Source organism: Actinocrinis sp. (assembly GCF_035653575.1).
In the GTDB taxonomy this organism is placed as follows: domain Bacteria; phylum Actinomycetota; class Actinomycetes; order Streptomycetales; family Catenulisporaceae; genus Actinocrinis.
The window spans coordinates 12818-32245 of sequence record NZ_DASRBQ010000008.1 but is presented as its reverse complement, the minus strand read 5'-3'; the positions used below and the strand labels follow the sequence as shown (position 1 = coordinate 32245).

The 19428-nt window shown below is 69.5% G+C and carries 13 protein-coding genes; 4 read left to right on the top strand and 9 right to left on the bottom strand.

Going from position 1 to position 19428, the window contains the following annotated elements; translation table 11 throughout:
* The first annotated feature begins 32 nt into the window (after window positions 1–32).
* Window positions 33–1250: a glucose-1-phosphate adenylyltransferase gene (gene glgC / locus VFA06_RS01315; RefSeq protein WP_324838470.1), complete on the top strand. Its 1218-nt coding sequence runs from the start codon at window positions 33–35 to the stop codon at window positions 1248–1250.
* Between the two features lie 35 nt (window positions 1251–1285).
* Window positions 1286–1630 (top strand): class I SAM-dependent methyltransferase, encoded by a 345-nt coding sequence (locus VFA06_RS01310; protein WP_349260005.1) that lies wholly within the window; start codon window positions 1286–1288, stop codon window positions 1628–1630.
* 93 nt (window positions 1631–1723) lie between these two features.
* On the opposite strand, the gene VFA06_RS01305 is transcribed toward VFA06_RS01310, so the two are convergent.
* The 4 genes from VFA06_RS01305 to VFA06_RS01290 all read right to left on the bottom strand — a co-directional run bounded on the left by VFA06_RS01305 (window position 1724) and on the right by VFA06_RS01290 (window position 6198).
* Entirely contained in the window at window positions 1724–2233 is a 510-nt protein-coding gene (locus tag VFA06_RS01305; protein WP_324838469.1) for a hypothetical protein, read from the bottom strand.
* Window positions 2234–2306: 73 nt separating this feature from the next.
* The gene (locus VFA06_RS01300) at window positions 2307–3158 is read right to left on the bottom strand and encodes an SPFH domain-containing protein (RefSeq protein WP_324838468.1); all 852 of its coding nucleotides are present in this window, start codon (window positions 3156–3158) and stop codon (window positions 2307–2309) included.
* A gap of 174 nt (window positions 3159–3332) precedes the next feature.
* Window positions 3333–4574: a chitinase gene (locus tag VFA06_RS01295; protein WP_324838467.1), complete on the bottom strand. Its 1242-nt coding sequence runs from the start codon at window positions 4572–4574 to the stop codon at window positions 3333–3335.
* Between the two features lie 385 nt (window positions 4575–4959).
* Window positions 4960–6198, bottom strand: a complete 1239-nt coding sequence (locus tag VFA06_RS01290; protein WP_324838466.1) for a S53 family peptidase — start codon at window positions 6196–6198, stop codon at window positions 4960–4962.
* A 596-nt stretch (window positions 6199–6794) separates the two neighbouring features.
* Between VFA06_RS01290 and VFA06_RS01285 the strand changes: the two genes are divergently transcribed.
* Window positions 6795–9476: a glycosyl hydrolase gene (locus VFA06_RS01285; protein WP_324838465.1), complete on the top strand. Its 2682-nt coding sequence runs from the start codon at window positions 6795–6797 to the stop codon at window positions 9474–9476.
* Between the two features lie 90 nt (window positions 9477–9566).
* Here VFA06_RS01285 and VFA06_RS01280 read toward each other — a convergent pair whose 3' ends face one another.
* The 5 genes from VFA06_RS01280 to VFA06_RS01260 form a co-directional block, all read right to left on the bottom strand.
* A complete protein-coding gene (locus VFA06_RS01280; protein WP_324838464.1) occupies window positions 9567–11636 on the bottom strand; it encodes a bifunctional polysaccharide deacetylase/glycosyltransferase family 2 protein in 2070 nt (689 codons plus the stop codon).
* Window positions 11637–11715: 79 nt separating this feature from the next.
* The gene (locus VFA06_RS01275; RefSeq protein WP_324838463.1) at window positions 11716–12186 is read right to left on the bottom strand and encodes a hypothetical protein; all 471 of its coding nucleotides are present in this window, start codon (window positions 12184–12186) and stop codon (window positions 11716–11718) included.
* A gap of 237 nt (window positions 12187–12423) precedes the next feature.
* Window positions 12424–13263: a hypothetical protein gene (locus tag VFA06_RS01270; RefSeq protein WP_324838462.1), complete on the bottom strand. Its 840-nt coding sequence runs from the start codon at window positions 13261–13263 to the stop codon at window positions 12424–12426.
* Window positions 13260–13919: an RNA polymerase sigma factor gene (locus tag VFA06_RS01265; RefSeq protein WP_324838461.1), complete on the bottom strand. Its 660-nt coding sequence runs from the start codon at window positions 13917–13919 to the stop codon at window positions 13260–13262. Before VFA06_RS01265 ends, VFA06_RS01270 begins: the two co-directional genes overlap by 4 nt.
* 324 nt (window positions 13920–14243) lie before the next feature.
* Window positions 14244–15722 carry a phospholipase D-like domain-containing protein gene (locus tag VFA06_RS01260; protein ID WP_324838460.1) on the bottom strand — a complete coding sequence of 493 codons (1479 nt, stop codon included), beginning with the start codon at window positions 15720–15722 and terminating at the stop codon, window positions 14244–14246.
* A 298-nt stretch (window positions 15723–16020) separates the two neighbouring features.
* Here VFA06_RS01260 and VFA06_RS01255 point away from each other — a divergent pair, with 298 nt between their 5' ends.
* On the top strand, window positions 16021–19395 hold the full coding sequence (locus VFA06_RS01255) for a lectin (RefSeq protein ID WP_324838459.1): 3375 nt from the start codon (window positions 16021–16023) through the stop codon (window positions 19393–19395).
* Window positions 19396–19428 lie beyond the last annotated feature (33 nt).

Sequence of the window (19428 nt, the reverse complement as noted above, 5' to 3'; positions counted from 1 at the left end):
GCACTAGCGGCAACGGAGCAAAGGGGCGGCGGATGCGCGGCGGACCTTCGGTGCTGGGAATCGTGCTCGCGGGCGGCGAGGGCAAGCGGCTGATGCCGCTGACCGCCGACCGCGCCAAGCCGGCCGTGCCCTTCGGCGGCACCTACCGGCTGGTGGACTTCGTGCTGTCCAACCTCGTGAACGCGGACATCATGCGCATCTGCGTGCTGACGCAGTACAAGTCGCACTCGCTGAACCGGCACATCACCACCACCTGGCGGATGTCGAACCTGCTGGGCAACTACGTCACGCCCGTGCCCGCGCAGCAGCGGCTCGGCCCGCGCTGGTTCCTCGGCAGCGCCGACGCGATCTACCAGTCGCTCAACCTCGTGCACGACGAGCACCCCGACTACATCGTGGTGTTCGGCGCCGACCACGTGTACCGCATGGACGCGCGCCAGATGCTGCAACAGCACATCGAGGGCGGCGCGGGCGCGACCGTCGCGGGCATCCGAATCCCACGCGTCGAGGCGCCCTCGTTCGGCATCATCACCCCGGCCTCTGACGGCGTGCGAGTCGAGCGCTTCCTGGAGAAGCCGGCCGACCCGCCGGGGCTGCCGGACGACCCGGAGCGCGTGTACGCCTCGATGGGCAACTACGTGTTCACCACGAAGGTGCTGCTCGACGCGCTCGACCGGGACGCGGACGACGACCGCTCGGTGCACGACATGGGCGGCAGCATCCTGCCGATGCTCACCGAGGCCGGCCAGGTCCAGGTCTACGACTTCGACCAGAACCACGTCCCCGGCGAAACCGAACGCGACCACGGCTACTGGCGGGATGTGGGGACCCTCGACGCGTACTACGAGGCGCACACGGACCTGATCTCGATCCACCCGGTCTTCAACCTCTACAACCGGGAGTGGCCGATCTACACCCACACCCTGCAGTTGCCGCCCGCGAAGTTCGTGGCCGGCGGCATCGCGAGCGAGTCGATGGTCGCGCCGGGCTGCATCATCAGCGGGCAGGTCACCCAGTCGGTGCTCTCGCCCGGCGTCATCATCGAGGAAGGCGCGGTGGTGCAGGGCTCGATCCTGCATGACAACGTGCGCATCGGGCGTGGCGCGGTCGTGCGGCGCGCGGTGCTGGACAAGAACATCGTCGTGCCGCCCGGCGCCACGGTCGGCGTCAACCGGGAGCGTGACAAGGAGCTGTATCACGTCTCCGCGAACGGAATCGTCGCGCTGGGGAAGGGACAGCGGGTACTCTGACCGATCGCCGAGCCGGGCTGGACCTCTCGTCAGACATGCTGGCCGCGGCTCAGCGTAAGGCGAACGAGCGCGGTGTAGCGGAATGGCTGCAGGGCGACATGCGGGCCTTCGATCTGGGCGGCGCATTCGACTTCGTATTCATTGCGGCCAATTCCCTGCTGCATCTGCATGAGGCTGAGGAATTGGTCAGCTGCTTCCGGTCGGTCCGAAGACATTTGGCACCCGGAGCACGGTTCGTCTTCGACGTCTTCAACCCGAGCGTGCGCCTACTCGCCGGAGCCGATGGCGTGCGGCGCAGCCAGGAATCGTTGTCGTTCACGGATCCCGAGCGCGGCAGCGTCAGTGTCGATGTGGCTGAGATCTACGATGCGGCTCGTTGAGCGCTTCGGTGACTGGTCCGGTCGGCCATTCGCCGGAGATGCGCCGCTTCAACTCTGCGTCTGCGAATCCGCGTGACAACGTAGGAATATCGGTTACAGCCCACTGAGATAGCCGGTGCGTTCGTCGAGCGTCGCGGTGACCGCGGTGAGTGCGTCGAGAGCTTCCCGGGCCGGTAGGTCGCCGAGCTGTTCCGCAGACACGTCGCCGACCACGGCGGCGGCGTACTCCGCGTGGCTGACCAGGCTCCGGTCCAGTTCGAGCAGCCGGGCCGCGCCGACCGAGCGCAGCTTCTTCCAGGTCTTCTTCGGGTCCGGCGGGAAGGGCGCGTTGCGCACCCGATCCGCGGCCGCGGCGTAGCGATCCGCGCAACGCCGGGCGGCCACGGCCAGCTCGAGCAGCTGCGGTGGCGGGAACGGCTGCTCGCGCGTCGGCGCCGGCACCTGCGTGCGCCGGTATTCCGCCGCCGCCGCGGACAGCGCCTGAGCGGCGCGGGAGAGCAGTTCGGCCGCGCGCGAGCGCACCGCGAGATCGTCCGCGCGCAGCCGCCCGGCCTCGGTGTAGTGGTCGACTCCGACCAGGGGTTCGAACGCTCCGTGGGTCACCGCTGTGCCACCTGTCCAAGGTCCCGGTCGAGCTGTTCCGCGGTCTCCGTCTCGGTCTCCGTCTCTGGCTCGCTCAGCGTTGTCCGGACACGCCGTTGACGAAGCCGACCTGGGTCAGGTCGCCGAGCACCCCGGCGGGCAGCAGCGCGATCTGCATCGGCTGGCCGACCAGCGCGTTGACCGCCGTCGGCAGGCCGCGGTCGGCCAGCTTGAGCGCCAGGTACGCGCGCAGCGCCTCCTGCTCGGTCATGCCGAAGGCGCGCAGCGCCAGCAGCTCGCGCATCCGCTCGTCCCGCGGCGAGATCAGCACATTGACGTCGTTGAGGGTGATGCCGTAGATGGCGAGGAACTCCTGCAGGTGGGTGCGCACCAACTCGCCGATGTCGGTGATCTTCTCGTTGACCTGCTCAAGCGGGGTCAGCTGGACGATCTGGTTGACCGCCTGCTCCACCACCGGTCCTGCGTAGGCGTTGATCGCGTCCGCGGTCAGCACGTGCCCGTCGTGCGGCATGTGCTGCACGAGCTTGACCGCGTCCTCCTCGGTCTCCACGTGGATGTAGTAGTCGACCTCGTAGTTGAGCTCGGCCATCTCCCGGGACAGGGCCGTGCCGCGCGCACGCACCACGCTCTTGGCGCGGTTGACGTAGATGGCCTCGTACTGCCACGGCGACTGGCCGCCGTAGAAAGCCTTCTGGATCGAGCCGAACAGCGGCTTGTCCGGCGTCTCCAGCTGGTGCTGCCCGGTGCCGTACACGCTCAGGATCGCGCCGCGCGACTTGAGCACGCAGTAGTGGTTCGACTCCACGGTGATCAGCGAGCCGTTGAGGATGTTCGGGTCCGGATAGTGGAACAGCAGCACGCCGGGGCCCATCGCCTCGCGGCCGTTCTGGTCGAGCGTGGAAATGACGTTGCGCAGCGTCGGCATGAGCCAGCTCCCCCTCGGTTCCCGGCCGGATGCGTCCGGCTCTCGGGGGGAAGTTAGCGCACCGCGCGCTGCGTCGCAGCGTGTTCGGCTATTCACTGCCCGATCGGGAAGCCGGGTCCACCCCGGGTGGGCCGCGGCCGTGATCGCGGCCCACCCGGGGTTCTCAATCTGTTGTCAGCAGGCGCCGTCCGACTTCCAGATGTTCCACGCGATCGCAGAACCCGGAGTCACACCGGTCGACCAGTAGATCGCCGTGTAGTTGACGCCGTTGTACGAGACGTTGTCGTTCGGCACGTAAGACGTGTTCGCGTTCCACGCCGGGTAGCAGCTGCCGCCGCCGCTGCCACCGGTGGGCGACGGAGACGGGGAGGGGGAGTGCGTCGGGCTCGGGCTCGGCGAGGGGCCGCCACCGCCGCCGTTGCCGCCCCCGCCGAGGAAGATCTTGGTGAAGTCCAGCTTGCTCTGGCTGATCTCGGAGCACGAGGGCAGACCGCTGGCGGAGCCGGAGCAGGGCTGGTCACGGTCGACCGACCAGAACGCCAGCCGGCCCAGGCCGTTGCTGCTGGCCCAGCTGACCAGGGTCTGCGCGTTCGCCTCCGAGAACACCTCGGCCGAGTTGTCGTTCTGGCCGATCATCGGGGTGACCCCGATGTTGGCGTAGGTGTCGCCGGGCCAGTCCGCGCGGGCCTGGTTCAGCGTGTTCTGCGCGGCCTGGATCGCCTCCTGGCCCATGTCGCCGGTGAAGGAGGAGCCGTAGTCCATCGCCATCACGTTGATCACGTCGATGCGGGCGCCGTCCTGCTTGGCCAGGTTGAGGAACGCGACGCCATCGGCGGCCAGTCCGGTCGGCAGCACCGGCAGGGTCGCCGAGACCACCAGGCCGGGGTTCGCGGACTCCAGCCCCTTGATGGCCTGGAAGCGCACGTTGTTGTTCGAGGTGTAGTCCAGGGTCGCGCCCTCGATGTCGAAGTCGATGTGGTTGACCCCGAGGTGGTTGATCACGGCCTGGTAGGCGGCCTGCAGGCTGGAGGCCGTGGTGCAGGTGAGCGCCAGCTCGCTGCCGCCGGCGCCGCCGAAGGACACGATCGGCGTCGCGCCGTCCGCGCGCGCGGTGGCGATCTCCTGGTCCATGGTCGGGTCGCTGGTGACCGGCAGGGTGTCGCCCCAGATCGGGGTGCAGCCGGAGCCGATGACGAACGCGGCCGTGTAGTTGTGCAGTCCGGCCTGGGTCGCCGCGGCGTTGAGCATCGGCTCCTGGTTGTTGGACATGTCGACGTACGGCGCGACCTGCACGACGGCGGCGCTGGCCGGCGAGGCCGCGATCACCGTGGTCAGCACCAGGCCGGTGGTCGCCAGGAGGGCCGCGGATCCGGCGGCGATCCAGCGCGGCTTGCCGCGCGGGGGCAGAGCTTTCATGTCGTCTTCCCTCGGTGTGTTCGTCGTCCGGTGCGGAGCCGACACGGGGCGGGCTGCGTGTCAGGACCGTGCCGCACGACCGGGTGTGGGCCCGGCAGGGGCGTCATCCGAGGGAGGAAGGCGTGCAGTCTTGTGACCCACTCCCTCTCCCTGGGCGTGCCAGGGCCGGGATGGGCGTGCGCCGAACGCCGTTTCGCCAGCTGTACAGCGGTGCCGCGAGCCCTTTCGGCCGCGCGGCGGCACCGAAACCCAAAGTGGACTAGACCACACCGGTCCGTCAAGCGGCCGCTCGATAACGGATCGGCAACGGCCGCTGATCGCGCCGCGGCCGGCTGCGGGCCCCCTGGTCCCGCAACCGGCCGCGTGCGCTCGGAGAGAAGGACTGTCAGCCCGCGAAGGCGGTGAGTCCGTTCGGCGTGCCCCAGCCGGTCGGTCCGTCGTATCCGACCTCTGCGGTGCACAGGTAGGCGGGCGAGCAGGACGCGGTCGAGCCGGAGGTCACGTCGTAGAGCGAGCCGGTGTGGCTGTAGATGTCACCGGCCGGGTAGGTGCTGCTGCCGGGCGTGCCCGCGTCCGCGTACACTGCCGCGATCAGCGGGGAGGCCACGCTGGTGCCGCCATAGACGGTCCAGCCGGTGCCGCCGTAGGTCTGGTACACCGCGACGCCGGTGGCCGGGTCCGCCACCGCGGAGACGTCGGCCACGGTGCGGTTGGCGCACCCGGAGTCCGTCTGCCAGGTCGGCTTCGCGTCGTACTTGGAGCAGCCGGAACCGGCGCCCTCGCTGCTGCTGGTCGACCACACCGACTCGGTCCAGCCGCGGGTGTTCGAGGCCTTGCTCAGCGAGGTGCCGCCGACCGCGGTGACATACTTCGAGGCCGCCGGGTACTCGACGCCGTAGCCGCCGTCGCCGGAGCTGACGGTGATCGCGACGCCCGGGTGGTTGAAGTAGCTCGAGTCGTAGGTCGAGTCGGAGGAGGACTCCGAGCCGCCGTAGCTGTTGGAGACGAATTTCGCGCCAAGGCTGATCGCGGTGTTCACGCTGGTGCCCAGGTCCGTCATGCTCGCGGACTTGGCCTCGACCAGGATGATGTGCGCGTTCGGGGCGATCGCGGAGACCATGTCGAGATCCAGCGAGATCTCCCCGGACCAGCTGGTGCTCTTGCGCGGGTAGCTGGTGCCGCCGGTCTCGCTGACCTTCTTGAAGCAGCCGTTGGCGGTGGTGCAGGCCGGCAGGCCGTACTGGGAGCGGTAGACGCCCATGTCGGATTCGGCGTTGGGGTCGTCGTACGCGTCGACGATCGCGACGGTCTGGCCGGCGCCCCCGCCCGAGGGCAGGTTGTAGGCGCTGTACAAATCGCTCGGTCCGTAGCCGGACGGAGTGGCATTCGGTGTGACGCCCTGGGCGTGTACGTGCTCGATGGTGCTCGTGACGTGCAGGGCGTTGCACGCCATCTGGCCGGGTGTGGTGCTGAGGGCGCAAGCCCGGGTCCACGAAACGGTGGAGTTCGTGGTCTGAGCGTTGGCCTGGGCGGCGAAGGCGAAGCCGGTGCCCGCGAGCGCGGTCGATCCGGCTATGCAGAGAACGGCGCGGGTGGCGCCTTTCCTGCGCTGGGTGATGCGCAACGTACTGCCTCCTATGTGGGTAGCGGGGGCCGTGCGTGACGCCGTTCGACGCGGCCGAGTGGGCGCGCCGAAGCGGCTTGATCAAAGTGGGTTGCCACACACCTCGGTTTGGGGCTGCGGGCGGCGCAGACGCTAGCCCTACGCCTGAACATGAACAAGACAAGTGGCGATTGTTCGCCAATTCGTAACAATGGCAGTCCGCCGGGGACCTGCTCCCCGCCACTGCGACATCCCTGATCGCCGCATGTGATCGGCACGTTCGCGTACCGCGGGATCCGTTCGGGCGAGGCGTGCGTAACGGCGGGGCGCCGCAATTCGCCTCTTGGATACAACCGGCTGCGCAGTCGTCTGTGGTTGAGAAGACAGCGCACCACACGAGCCCGTGCCCGCGCCGAATCCCTTTGTCGGCGCGGAAGGGCGGCTGGGCTGAGCGCGTTCGTGCCACGGACCACGAATCTCGGCCCGCCGTCCAGGGGTCGGATCCTCGCCGCGGCGGGTGGGTCGCTACGGCGAGGATCCGGCTGCGCGGCCGGGGCTCGGGCACCTTCAGCGAAGCGGGCGGCCCATAAGGCTCCGGCCCGCGGACAGGAGAACTCATGGGCCTATCGGCCTGGAGACCTGGCAGGACCCTGCTTGTCTCGTTGTCCCTCGGCACCGTGATCGCGACGGCCTCCTGGGCGTCCTTTCCGACGGGCGCCGAGGCCTCGGGCGGCGGCCGGATCAACACGGCCGGATCGGCGGGCGACGAGTCCGACGACCTGATGAGCGCGCTCAGCGCGTACAACGACCCGCGGCTTTCGCCGGACGGCGCGGTCACCGCGGGCGCGTACACGGCGGCGTGGAACCACGTGACGCAGATGCCGGTCAGCTCCAGCACGTTCGCGGAAGTCACCACCCAGCCGTACAACTCGGACTCGCTGCACTACCGCGACCAGAGCGCCTCGAACTCGGGCGGCGGCGCCGGCTACTCGGCCGGCCGGATCGCCGCCCTCGCAGTGGACCCGACGCACACCGGCGTGCTGTACGCCGGAGGCGCGGACGGTGGTGTGTTCCGCTCGACTGACGACGGCGCGACCTGGACTCCGATCGCTGACCACCTGCCCGCGCTCTCGGTCGGCTCCCTCGCCCTCATGCCGGACGGCTCGCTGTGGCTGGGCACCGGCGAGGCGACCACCGCCTCGGACAACTACGCCGGCTCCGGCATCTACCGGCTGGCGAACCCGGCCACCGGCTCCTTCAGTTCGGCGAACCGAGTCGGCGGCGGCGAGCTCGACGGCTCCTCGATCCACGAGCTGCGGGTCGACGCCCAGGCCGGATACGTCTTCGCGGTGACCTCCCACGGCGTGTACCGCAGGACCCTGACCTCCTCGGCGAGCACCGCGTGGACCGCCGTGCTCGCCCCCTGCGCCGGCATCGGCGTCGCCGGAGTGACCTGCGGCGTGAGCAGCTCGTTCGCGGACATCGCCTCGGATCTGGCGGTGCAGCCCGGCAGCGGCGGTCTGTCGCTGGTGGCCGACGTCGCCTGGCGCAGCGGCGCGGCGTACAACGGCTTCTACTACTCGCACGACGGCGGCAACACCTGGGCCGAGGCCAACCCGACCGGCGCGATCAACCCGAAGGAGATCGGCAACGCCACCTTCGCGTACTCCGCCGACGGCAGCCGCCTGTACGTCGTGATGGAGTCGCCGGCCTTGATCAACAAGGCGAACGCCACGACCGTGCTGGCCGGCGTCTTCGTCTCCCCGTCCGGGAACATCAACGGCCCGTACAACCAGATCGCCACCTCGAGCGTGCTGGCCAACAGCGGCTCGGCGATGAAGCGCACGCTGATCGGCCCGGGATACCAGCCGGGCATCCAGGCCTGGTACGACCAGTCGCTCGCCGTCGATCCCGCTGACCCGAACCACGTCTACCTGGGTTTGGAAGAGCTCTACGAATCCCGCGACGGCGGCGCGAGCTGGCAGGCCGTGGGCCGCTACTGGAACTTCGGCCTGCCCTGCTTCAGCTACACGCCCTCGCAGAACACCTGCGACGGCAACGTGATGCACTCCGACCAGCACGCGCTCGCGTTCAGCGCTTGGCCGGGACACGCGCCTGAGGTCTACGCGGGCAACGACGGCGGAATTTACGCGCGGCCGACGACGCAAACCGCGCCCGGCTGGCGCAACCTCAACACCAGCGGCACGTTGCGCACGCTGCAGTACTACTCGGTCGGCGTCGGCAGCCTCTCCAGCGGCGGCACCGCGGTCTGGGGCGGGCTGCAGGACAACGGAGTCTCGTTCCTGTCTCCCAAGGGATCTACGTACTCGTATACGTACCCGGGCACGACCACGCCGGTGACCGAACAGCTGAACCCGGCCGGTGAGATGTCGGAGCCGTTCGGCGGCGACGGCGGTGACCAACTGGTCAATCCGGCCAACGGCTGCCAGAGCGTCGGCGAATACACCAACCTCGCCATGTCGCTGACCAACAACTGCGGCTACACCGCGAACGACGACGGCACCCCGGCCGCGATCACCAGCATCGCGCCCGGCGACCCGAACGCGCGCTTCATCGCGCCGTTCAGCGCCGACACGAAGGACGCGGGCTACTGGGTCGCAGGAGGCGAATACGTCTGGGCCGACGCCAAGACGTGGGCCAGCACCTCGGGCGCCGACTGGCAGCAGCTCGCCGACTCCGGAGCCGGCCACTCGATCACCGCGATCTCCAGCCAGAGCCACGTGATCTGGGCGGCCTGGTGCGGCGCCTGCAATCCGGGCAGCGGCTTCGGGCGCGGCATCCTGACCAACTACGGCGGCAGCTGGCACCAGCTCGCGCTGCCGGCCGATTTCCCGAACCGGTACATCTCCGGCGTCACCATCGATCCGGCCGACGCGAGCGGCGGGACCGTGTACGTGACCCTGTCCGGCTTCTCAAGGGCCTGGCACGAGGCACCCGGCGCGGGCTACGGCCACATCTGGCGCACCACGGACGGCGGGGCCACCTGGACCGACGTCACCGGCACGTCCGGCGCGGCCGACTCGTTCCCGGACGCACCGGCCAACCGGACGCTGATCGCACCGGACGGATCGCTCGTCGTCGCCACAGACCTCGGTGTGTTCGTCGACCACGTGAAGACGGACGGCCTCGGTCACTGGAAGCGACTCGGCCTGAGCGACATCACCGCCACGGGCAATCTCCCGACCGCGGCGGCGGTGTACCTCGTGGCGAGCCCCGACGGCAAGACGCTGTATGTCGCCACGCACGGCCGCGGCATCTGGTCGACGCCGATGCCGTAACGCAGTCCGCTTATTCGCCGATGCGGAAAAAACGTTGTGCCGGGCGCCCCAGGCGGGGAGTCCGGCACAACGTTTGACCGGGTCAGCCGTTCAGGCCCGCCCGCGTTCGCTGTCGAGCGCGGTAGGCAGGCCGCGGCGCTGCATCCGCTGCCAGCGCAAGCGCGTTCCGAGCAGGGCCGTGACGACCGACTGGATCAACACCAGATACATCAGCTGCCGATAGACGAACTGCTGCAACGGCAACGTCCACAGCGCACCGCGCCGCTCACGATCGAGCGCGAACGCGTACCACGACGCCACCAGCTGCACTGCCAGGAACCCGAGCCACACCGCCGTCATGCGCGCCACGTCCCCGAAGATCAGCCCGTAGCAGGCGAAGACGTCGACCAGCGGGGCCAGCAGCGGCAGCAGGATCTGAAACAGCAGCAGATAGGGGATCCCGCGGCGGCCGAGCCGTCCCGAGCCGCCGGACTGCACCATGCTGCGCCGGTGCTTCCACATCGCCTGCATGGTGCCGTAGGACCAGCGGTAGCGCTGCCGCCACAGTTGGCCGAGGCTGGCCGGGGCCTCGGTCCACGCGATCGCCTTCTCCTCGTAGACCACCCGCCAACCCGCGCGCACCAGCGCCATGGTCAGATCGGTGTCCTCGGCGAGGGTCTGGTCGCTGACCCCGCCGACATCGAGCAGCGCCTCGCGGCGGAAGGCCCCGATCGCGCCCGGTACCGTCGGCATGCACCCGGCCAGATCGTAGAACCGGCGGTCCAGGTTGAATCCGACCACGTATTCGATGTGCTGCCAGCGGCCGAGCAGCCCGGTCCGGTTGCCCACCTTCGCGTTGCCGCTGACCGCGCCGATGTCCGGATCGCTGAAGGGCTGCACGAGATAGTGGATCGCGTCCGGCTGGAAGACCGTGTCGCCGTCGAGCAGCACCAGGATCCGGCCGCGAGCGTGCGCGATCCCGGTGTTGAGCGCGGCCGGCTTTCCGGCGTTGGGCTGCCGGATCAACCGCACGCCCATGCCGCGGAAGCGTTCGACCACGGCCGCGGTGCCGTCGGTCGAGCCGTCGTCGACGACGATGATCTCCATCGGGTACTTGCAGTTGAACAGGGAGAGCAGCGTCGCCTCGATTCCGGCTTCCTCGTTGTAGGCCGGGACGATCACGGACACCGGTTCGTGTACCGGCGGGCCCCAGGGCTTGCGTCGGCGGCGCGCGTGCCGGTGCGCCGTGGCCAGCAGCAGTAGCAGTCGCAGCACACTGAGTCCGCCGGCGGCTAGGATGGTCCAGCCCAGCGCGCTGACCACCACGTCGGATCCGCGCACCGCCCAGATCAGCAGTCGGCCGCGCCACTGTTGCGCCGCCGCGGCCGGCGCGACGGCGGTGGGCGCGCCGATCGCCCCGGTGACGGTGGTGAAGGTGTACCCGCGTCCTTGCAGCATGGGAATCAGGACATTGAGTGCGGCGACGGTCTGCGAGCGGTCGCCGCCCGAGTCGTGCATCATGACCAGCAGCCCGGGGGTTCCGCTCGCGGGCAGCACGTTGGCGACGATCCGTGCCACGCCGGGGCGCTGCCAGTCCTCGCTGTCCCGGTTCGTCAGCACGACCAGGTAGCCGTGCGCGCCCGCGTCCTTGATCGAGGCCCAGTCGGAGTCGTCCAGCGCGTCAGGCTCGGAGGAGTAGGGCGGGCGCAGCAGCGGCGTGGAGACCCCGGCGGCGCCCGCGATCACCGACTGCGTCTGCGAGAACTCGAAGGACCGGCGCCACTCGCTCGCCGAGGCCAGATCCGTATGCGTAAACGTGTGGATGCCGACTTCGTCGCCCGCGGCCACCTCGGCGCGCACCAGCCCGGGGTACTGCGCCACGCGCCCGCCGACGACGAAGAAGGTCCCGGGCACCTGGTAGCGCCGCAGCACCGCAAGAATCTTCGGAGTCCACTGCGGATCCGGCCCGTCGTCGAAGGACAGCGCCACCTGCCCGGCCGGGATCGCATACGAGCGCTGAGCCCCGCCCCTGGTGTCGATGACGGGGCCGCCGTTCGCGATCGCCGACGGTACCTGTTCGGCGCCGCCCGTCGCGTGCGGCCCGCCAGACCCCTCCGCGCCGACCTCGTGGTGGACCAGGCCGTAGGTGAGCAGGATTCCCGCCATCAGCACCAGGGACATCGCGAACAGCAACCAGTGGGCGCGTGGCGGTATGGCACGGGCCGCACGGCGTTTTCCGGCCATCAGCGTCTACCGGCCATCAGCGGCCGTGTCCCGTCGCGCCCGGAGAGGCGGATTTGCCGACCAGGCCGGGCGGTTGGTGCCGGCTGGCCGTCGGGGAGGGCGAGAGCGACGCGGCGGGCGCCGCGGTCGGGGAGGCGGCGGCGCGGGCGGCCGCGGCCGTGGTGCCCGCACCGGGGGCCGCTCCGGTGCCCGCGCGAGTCGCGGCGGCGGAGGCGGTGGCAGCCGATCGCGGGGTCGCGGTCGGCTTGCTCGCGGAGACCGGGCCGTGCTGCCCGCCCGGCAGCGGCAGCAGCGCATTCGGCGGCACCGGGCCGCCGAGGACGCTGATGACCACCAGCACACCGTAGGCAAAGGCACCAATCGACAACGCGACTGCGACGCGGCGGATGACCAGGCGGCGGCGTCCGGTGGAGTCGACGAAGACCGGCGCCTGGGTGGGCCCGGTCCCGGTGGTGCCCGCCCCGTGTCTATGTCCTGTCGCGCCCACCGGCCACCGATCCTCGTCGCCTGTCCGCTGTTGACGGGGCCTGCGGCGCCCAGGAATTGGGGGGTCACGACGCCGCAGGCCCTCAGGAGACGCTGCGCGCGTGGCTGGGGGGAGAGGCACGCGCTGTCGTCTCGACGCGGATAGGCGCCGCGGCCGCGTGTTGTGTTACTCCGCTTGCGAAACGCCTGGACCGCGCGTGGTCCGCGCGATGCTCGAAATCAGTGCTCGACCGAGAAGTCAGTGCTCGGTGCTGTGCGGGTTCGGCGACGGCGAGTGGCTCGCGTGGGAGTTGCCGTGTGTCGCGCTCGCCCCGGGAGTCGCCTTCGAGGAAGGCTCCGTGGACTGTGCGGGCGAGGGTGTGGCGCCCTCGTCTCCGCTGTCCGCGCTGCTGCTCGCCGTCGCGAGCAGGGTGGCGCAGTACTGCTCCACGTGACCAGGCGCACCCGCCGCGGCCACCAGCGCCTCCTGATCCGCCGGGTCGAGTACGGAGCGCCAGTCCTGCGGGTTCGCGGCGACCGTCTGGCACAGCGGCATCAGTTGCGCCGTGGTGGCCGCCTGCCGGCCGCTGCCCGCGCTCGGAGACGGCGAGCCGGAAGGGCTCGGCGTTCCGGACGGAGCCGGGCCGGCGGTTCCGGACGCGGCCGGCGCGGGGATGCCGACGCCGCCGAGATAGTCGTGCGCGATCTGCTGTACCGAGGCAGGAAGCACCCCGGCGGTCGCAGCGGCCACGCCGCTGCCGCCGACCACCATCAACACCGCCGCGCACTTGACCAGAGCCACCCGGGGTGATCGTTGTCTGACCGCGCGTCGCGGCTGGGGCTGCGGCGCCGGGCCGGCCCCGATGCCGGCCCGCCGAAAGGCCATGAGCACCGGTTCCAGCTGCGCCGGATCAAGGGTCGCCTCCGACGCGGGCGCCGCGGCGACCGCGAGCAGCGTGTCCAGGTCGGTCGCGCCGGATCCGCCTTGCCTTCCGTCGATCAGACGGTTCGCCTCGGACCAGCCGATGCGCCGCGCCGGGCCTCGCCCCGACGCCGCGGCCTCGGTCGACCCGTCGTGGTATCCGCCGTTGTCGATCATGGGGTCACCTCGTCGACCCATCCGGTGGGCCGTGCGGCGGCGCCCGGGTCGACGGATCGCCCGTCGGCCTCGGTCGACGCCGCGGCTTCGCTCAGGAAGCCGGACAGGCCGCGCAGCCCGCGCATCGCCGCGATGCGCACCGCACCGGAGCGCTTGCCCAACACTTGCGCCGTCTGTTTCGCGTCGAGACCGATGATCACCCGCAGCATGACGGCTTCGCCCTGGTTCTTCGGCAGCCGGGAGATCAGGCGCAGCGCTTGCTCCGTGGACAGCCGCTCAAGTGCCGCGGCCGCGGTGTCGTCGGGCGCGGCGTGTTCGCGGGCCCCGTCCGTGCCGATGCCGGGCAGCCCGGTCGGCTCCTCGGGACGGCGCCCTGCGCGCCGCAGCTCGTCCAGACCCCGGTGCCGCGCCACCCGGAACAGCCAGACCCGGAATCCGGCCGCATCGCCGCGGAAGTCACGCACGTCGCGTGCCGCGTGCAGCCACGTCTCGGACGCCACGTCCTCGGCGGCCTGGCCGACCAGCACCCGCAGGTAGCGCAGGATCAGCGGGTTGAGCGAGATCCACAGCTCGGCGAAGGCGCGCTCGTCACCGCGCCGCGCCTGGTCCAACGCGGCGTCCAAATCGGCGGCCGGCACTCCACCGACTCCGCTCACGTCACCGTCCGACCACTTGCAGTACACGCGGCGCCGTGCAGGGCCGCCCGAATCCGGCCACACACCATACCGAACACTCACCGGTTTGCGGCCTGCCGGGCGAACATTGCTCGAAATCGCCGGGGCTTCGGCGGGCAGGAGCGTGGAAGCGGGCGCGAAGTAGCGCCCGCTATCGGCTGCCGACCACCGGTTGGGGAACATATGAGAAAAGGGGCGCGAGCCCCCGAAGGCGTTACCGTCGACGCGACGCGGCCGGTCGGGCAGTGATGCCCGACCGGCCGCAGCGGTGCCCGGCCCGAGCGGCCTCGCGGCCGGTCGCGCTGGTCAGCTCACATCCACCGCGGTGTCGTCGATGACGAACGAGGTCTGATACTCGAAGTCCTCGGCGCCGGTGAACTTGAGGGTGACGGTCTGTCCGGCGTACGACGCGAGGCTGAAGCTGTGCTGCGTGTAGCCGGTGTTGTGGTTGAGGTTGGAGTAGGTGGCCAGGGTCCCCAGCACGGTGCCGGAGCTGTTCAGGACCTGGACCTTGAGCGTGTCGTAGGCGGTGGTGGTGCTGGTTTCCGCCGTGTCGATGTGCAGCCAGAAGCTGAAGTTGTAGTTCGAGCAGCCGGTCGGCAGCTTCACCGCCTGCGAGAGCGTGTCGGTGTGGGTGCTGCCGTAGCCGTCGAGCCAGGCGTCGTAGCTGCCGCTGTGCGGCGGTTCGCTGCTGCTGTTGCTGATCACGCTGGAGCCGGTGGACCAGGGCGCGGCGGTGCCGGTCTCGAAGCCGGGGTTGCCCAGCAGCTGCGCCGCCGTGCACCCGCCACCGCCGGTGGTGCCGCTGGAGCCGAAGTCCGCGTTGAACGCCGACTCGATGCCGCTGATCACGCCGGAGTCGCTGACGATCAGCCCGAGTTCGCGGTTGTGGTTGAGCGAGTTGTCGGAGAAGTTCTCAGAGCCCTGGAACACCTTCGCGGTCGAGGTGCCGTAGTCGGCGACGATCGCCTTGGCGTGGATGTAGTAGCCGGTGCTCGAGGTGTAGGTCTTCACCTGGCCGCCGGCCGCGGTGACCTGGTTCAGCTGCGTGGTGTAGGAGTTGCTCTGGTTCTCGGCCACCACGCGGACCGCCACGCCGCGCTGCGCGTCCGCGACCACGGCGTTGACCAGGGCCGTGTCGCCGAACTCCTCCTCCTCGACGTCGAGGCTGCGCTGCGCGCCGTTGACCAGGTTGAGCAGCTGAGTCTGCGAGTCGGTGGGCGACCAGACCAGGTCGGCGCCGTCGGAGGGGGTGATCGAGGTCTTCGCGAAGTCCGCGTTGAAGACCTGCTCGACCGCGCTGACGTCGGCGGGATTGGTGTCGAAGACCCCGTAGTCGCGTGAGGTCGAGTAGTAGGTGGTGTCGAGGTTTCCGGTGCTGATGTACGACTCGGCGCCGTCCACGGTGATGGTCTTCTGGTGCGTGTACACGAACGCCGTCGAGGAGTACTCGACGGAGACGCCACCGGATTGCAGGGCGCTGAAGGCGGCGCTGTTGACCGAGGTCTGCTTGCCGTCCAGGATCACCCGGACCTTGACGCCGGCCTTCTGCTTGTTGACCAGATCGGTGGTCACCGTGGTATCGCGCAGCTCGTACATGGTGACATCGATGCTGGACGTGGCGGAGTTGATGAAGTTGTAGATCGCGGATTCTCCCTGGTCGGGCAGGACGAGCAGGGAGTAGGTGCCGGCAGCGTGGGCTGCTTGCGGCACGGCCGCGGCGGCGGCCGCCGTGATCGCCGTGGCGACCGCGAGTGTGACGCGACGCCCGATGGCGCGTTGCATTCATGCCTCCTGGTGGGTGGCAGGGGGTTGGCGCATTCGCGTTGGAGCGTTTCCAAGCGATGCAGAATGCTCATGACACCGCGGGGTTACCCGTCTGTCCGGTCAGTGAACGGCTCGGCGGCAATCGCAGGGGTAATCCCTGCATCCGCAGGAACCTGCTCAGAGCGCTGATCTTGGCGCGTTGATCTTACGCGGCGCGTACGGCACTTTCCGGCGCCCCTCTTGACACGGCGGATCTTTCGCAGTGTGCTGCATCCACCCGCTCCATGACAACGTTGTCAGAGCAGAAGGACTCATCATGCGCCAACCCACGGTTCCACCTGCCCACGTCCGTATCCGCAGAACGCTGACCAGCCTGGCCGTCATCGGCGCGACGGCCCTGGCCGGATCGGTCGCACCCGCCGCCGCGGCCACCCACGCCGCCGCGGCGCTGGTGAGCGATCCGGCGGCCCTGGTCAACAACTTCATCGGCACCGCCAACAATGCGAACGACTTCCCCGGCGCGGACTCGCCGTTCGGCATGGTCCAATGGTCGCCGGACACCCCGTCGCGCGCAGACGGCGGCGGCTACACCTACAGCGACTCCTCGATCACCGGGTTCAGCCTCACCCACCTGTCAGGACCCGGATGCAGCGGCGAAGGCGACGTGCCCGTGCTGCCGACCGTCGGCTCGATCAACACCTCGGCGACCGACAGCTTCTCGCACTCGAACGAGTCGGCCAGCCCCGGCTACTACTCGGTGACCACGAGCAACAGGGTCAAGACCGAGCTGACCACGACGACGCGCACCGGCATGGCCCGGTTCACCTTCCCGGCCACCACCCAGGCGAACCTGATCTTCAAGCTGACCGGCAGCGCCAACGGCGACACCAACACCCAGTTCAACACCGTCAGCAGCACCGAGGTCTCCGGCCAGGTCACCTCGGGCCACTTCTGCGGCGCGAGCGTCACGTACACCGTGTACTTCGACATGGTCTTCGACCGCTCCTTCAGCACCAACGGGACGGCCGCGGCCCCGGCGACGCTCAGCAGCCCGACCACCAAGACCGCATCGCCCAATACGGCCGAGAGCGTCAACCACCCGGCGCTGCACGGCACGGTGCCCTCGAACGCCGCGAAATCAAGCACCGCGAAGTCGAAGGCCCTGAAATCAAACGCGGTGACGCCGCAAGCCAGCGCCAACAACGGTTACGTCACCTTCGACACCACGAGCAACCAGGTCGTGCAGGCCAAGGTCGGCATCTCCTTCGTGTCCATCGCCAACGCCAAGGCGAACATCGCCGCGGAGAACCCGAACTTCAACTTCTCCGCGACCCAGTCCGCCGCGCACACCGCCTGGGACGCGCTGCTCGGCCGCATCGCCATAGCCGGCGGCACCTCGGCACAGCAGACGGTGTTCTACACCTCGCTCTACCACGCGCTGCTGCACCCGAACGTGATCAGTGACTCGAACGGCCAGTACCTCGGCGTCAACGGGGCCGTGCACACTGTCGGCTCCGGGCATTCCGCCGAGTACTCCAACTTCTCCGGCTGGGACATCTACCGGGCACAGGCACAGCTGTCAGCGTTCGTCGATCCCTCTGCGGCCTCTGATATAGCCCAGTCGATGGTCGACGACTACGCGGCCGGCGGCATGTTCCCGAAGTGGATGAACAACAACGGCGAGACGTACGTCATGGTCGGCGACCCGGCCGACCCGATCATCGCGGACTACTACGCCTTCGGTGCGCGCAACTTCGACACCGCGTCCGCGCTGCACGACATGGTGACCGAGGCGGAGAGCACCGACAACATCAGGCCTGGGAACAACTACCTGGCGAACCTCGGCTATCTGCCCTCGAATGGTTCATACGGGTGCTGCAACTTCTACGGCCCGGCCTCGACCACGCTGGAGTACAACAGCGCCGACTTCGCGATCTCGGCCTTCGCCGGAGCGCTGGGCGACAGTGCCGACCAGACCGCGCTGGCGAACCGCGCGCAGGACTGGCGCAACCTGTACAACCCGGCCAGCGGCTTCATCCAGCCGCGCGACGCCAACGGCCAGTTCACCGGCTCGTTCAGCGCCACCAGCGGCAACAACTTCGTCGAGGGCGACTCCTGGCAGTACACGCCGATGGTCCCGTTCAACCTGGCCGGGCTCATCGCGGCCAAGGGCGGCGCCGCGGCGATGAACTCGTTCCTGAACACCGACCTGTCCGCGCTGACCGGCGGCAACGGCTACTCGGACCTGAGCAATGAGCCTAGCCTCGACATCCCCTGGGAGTACGACTACACCGGCCAGCCGTACAACACCCAGAAGATCGTGCGGCAGGTGCAGGACCAGATCTGGACCGACGCCCCTGGCGGTCTGGCCGGCAACGACGACCTCGGCACGATGAGCGCCTGGTACGTCTGGTCCGCGATCGGCATGTACCCGGAGACCCCGGGCACCGCCGACCTGGCGCTCGGCTCCCCGCTGTTCACTCAGGTCGTCATCACGCTGCCGTCCGGCAACACCCTGACGATCAACGCGCCGGCCGCTGCCGACAACGCGCCCTACGTGCAGTCCGCGACGTGGAACGGCTCGGCGTGGAATAACGCTTACCTGCCCACCTCGGCGATCACTTCGGGCGGCACGTTCGCGTACACGCTCGGCACCTCCGCGAACACCGGCTGGGCGTCCGGCGCGAGTTCGGCACCGCCCTCGTACGGCGGCGCCGGCGCGCAGTACACGGACGTCGGCGTCTCCAACGATTCGGCGCCGACCGGCGCCGACTTCGACGGGTCCGGGTACTCGTACTCGGCGACGGCGCTCTCCGGGGCCGGGGTGAATCCGGGCTCGACGATCACGGCCGCGGGTTCCACCTTCACCTGGCCGAACGTCGCGCCGGCGGCGCTCTACAGCGCGAAGCCGGACAACTATGAGGCGGTCGGCCAGACCATCCCGGCCTCCGGCTCGGGCTCCATCGCCTTCCTCGGCTCGGCGACCAACGGTCCGTCGAGCGGGACGGCAACCGTCACCTACACCGACGGCAGCACGCAGGCGGTGTCGCTCAGCTTCTCCGACTGGACGCTCAACGGCGGCAGCGCGTCGGTGCAGTCGGGCAACACGGTCGCGGTGACCACCTCGTACCGCAACAGCCAGAGCGGAACGGCCGACCAGGTGAAGTCGTACGTGTTCGCCACGACGCCGGTATCGCTCGCCTCCGGCAAGACGGTCGCGAGCGTGACCCTGCCGAGCTCCGCCAACCAAGGCGCGCTGCACGTGTTCAGCATCGCGTTCGGCGGCTCCGGCGGTACCACCGCGCCGACCGGTCCCATCGTGTCAGGGGTCTCCTCCGGCCTCTGCGTGGACGACTCCAACAGCAGCACGACCAACGGCAGCCACGTCCAGATCTGGACGTGCAACGGCACCGGCGCACAGAACTGGACCATCGAGTCGGACGGCACCATCCAAGTCCTCGGCGGCTGCATGGACGTCAACGGCGCCGGGACCACAGCGGGCACGGTCGTGCAGTACTGGCAGTGCAACGGCACCGTCGCGCAGCAGTGGCAGGCCCGCTCGGACGGCTCGCTGTACAACCCGAACTCGGGGATGTGCCTGGACGATCCGAACTCCTCCACGACCACGGGCACGCAGTTGCAGATCTGGACCTGCAACGGCACCAACGCCCAGAAGTGGACGATTCCCTAAGAGGGAGGGCGGATAAGCGTGGCCGGCGCGGGG

Coding starts and splice junctions, on each gene's coding strand:
- VFA06_RS01310 (WP_349260005.1), top strand. CDS start 1,286: ATGCTGGCCGCGGCTCAGCGTAAGGCGAACGAGCGCGGTGTAGCGGAA.
- VFA06_RS01285 (WP_324838465.1), top strand. CDS start 6,795: ATGGGCCTATCGGCCTGGAGACCTGGCAGGACCCTGCTTGTCTCGTTG.
- glgC (WP_324838470.1), top strand. CDS start 33: ATGCGCGGCGGACCTTCGGTGCTGGGAATCGTGCTCGCGGGCGGCGAG.
- VFA06_RS01270 (WP_324838462.1), bottom strand. CDS start 13,263: ATGATCGACAACGGCGGATACCACGACGGGTCGACCGAGGCCGCGGCG.
- VFA06_RS01300 (WP_324838468.1), bottom strand. CDS start 3,158: ATGCCGACGCTGCGCAACGTCATTTCCACGCTCGACCAGAACGGCCGC.
- VFA06_RS01295 (WP_324838467.1), bottom strand. CDS start 4,574: ATGAAAGCTCTGCCCCCGCGCGGCAAGCCGCGCTGGATCGCCGCCGGA.
- VFA06_RS01260 (WP_324838460.1), bottom strand. CDS start 15,722: ATGCAACGCGCCATCGGGCGTCGCGTCACACTCGCGGTCGCCACGGCG.
- VFA06_RS01255 (WP_324838459.1), top strand. CDS start 16,021: ATGCGCCAACCCACGGTTCCACCTGCCCACGTCCGTATCCGCAGAACG.
- VFA06_RS01280 (WP_324838464.1), bottom strand. CDS start 11,636: ATGTCCCTGGTGCTGATGGCGGGAATCCTGCTCACCTACGGCCTGGTC.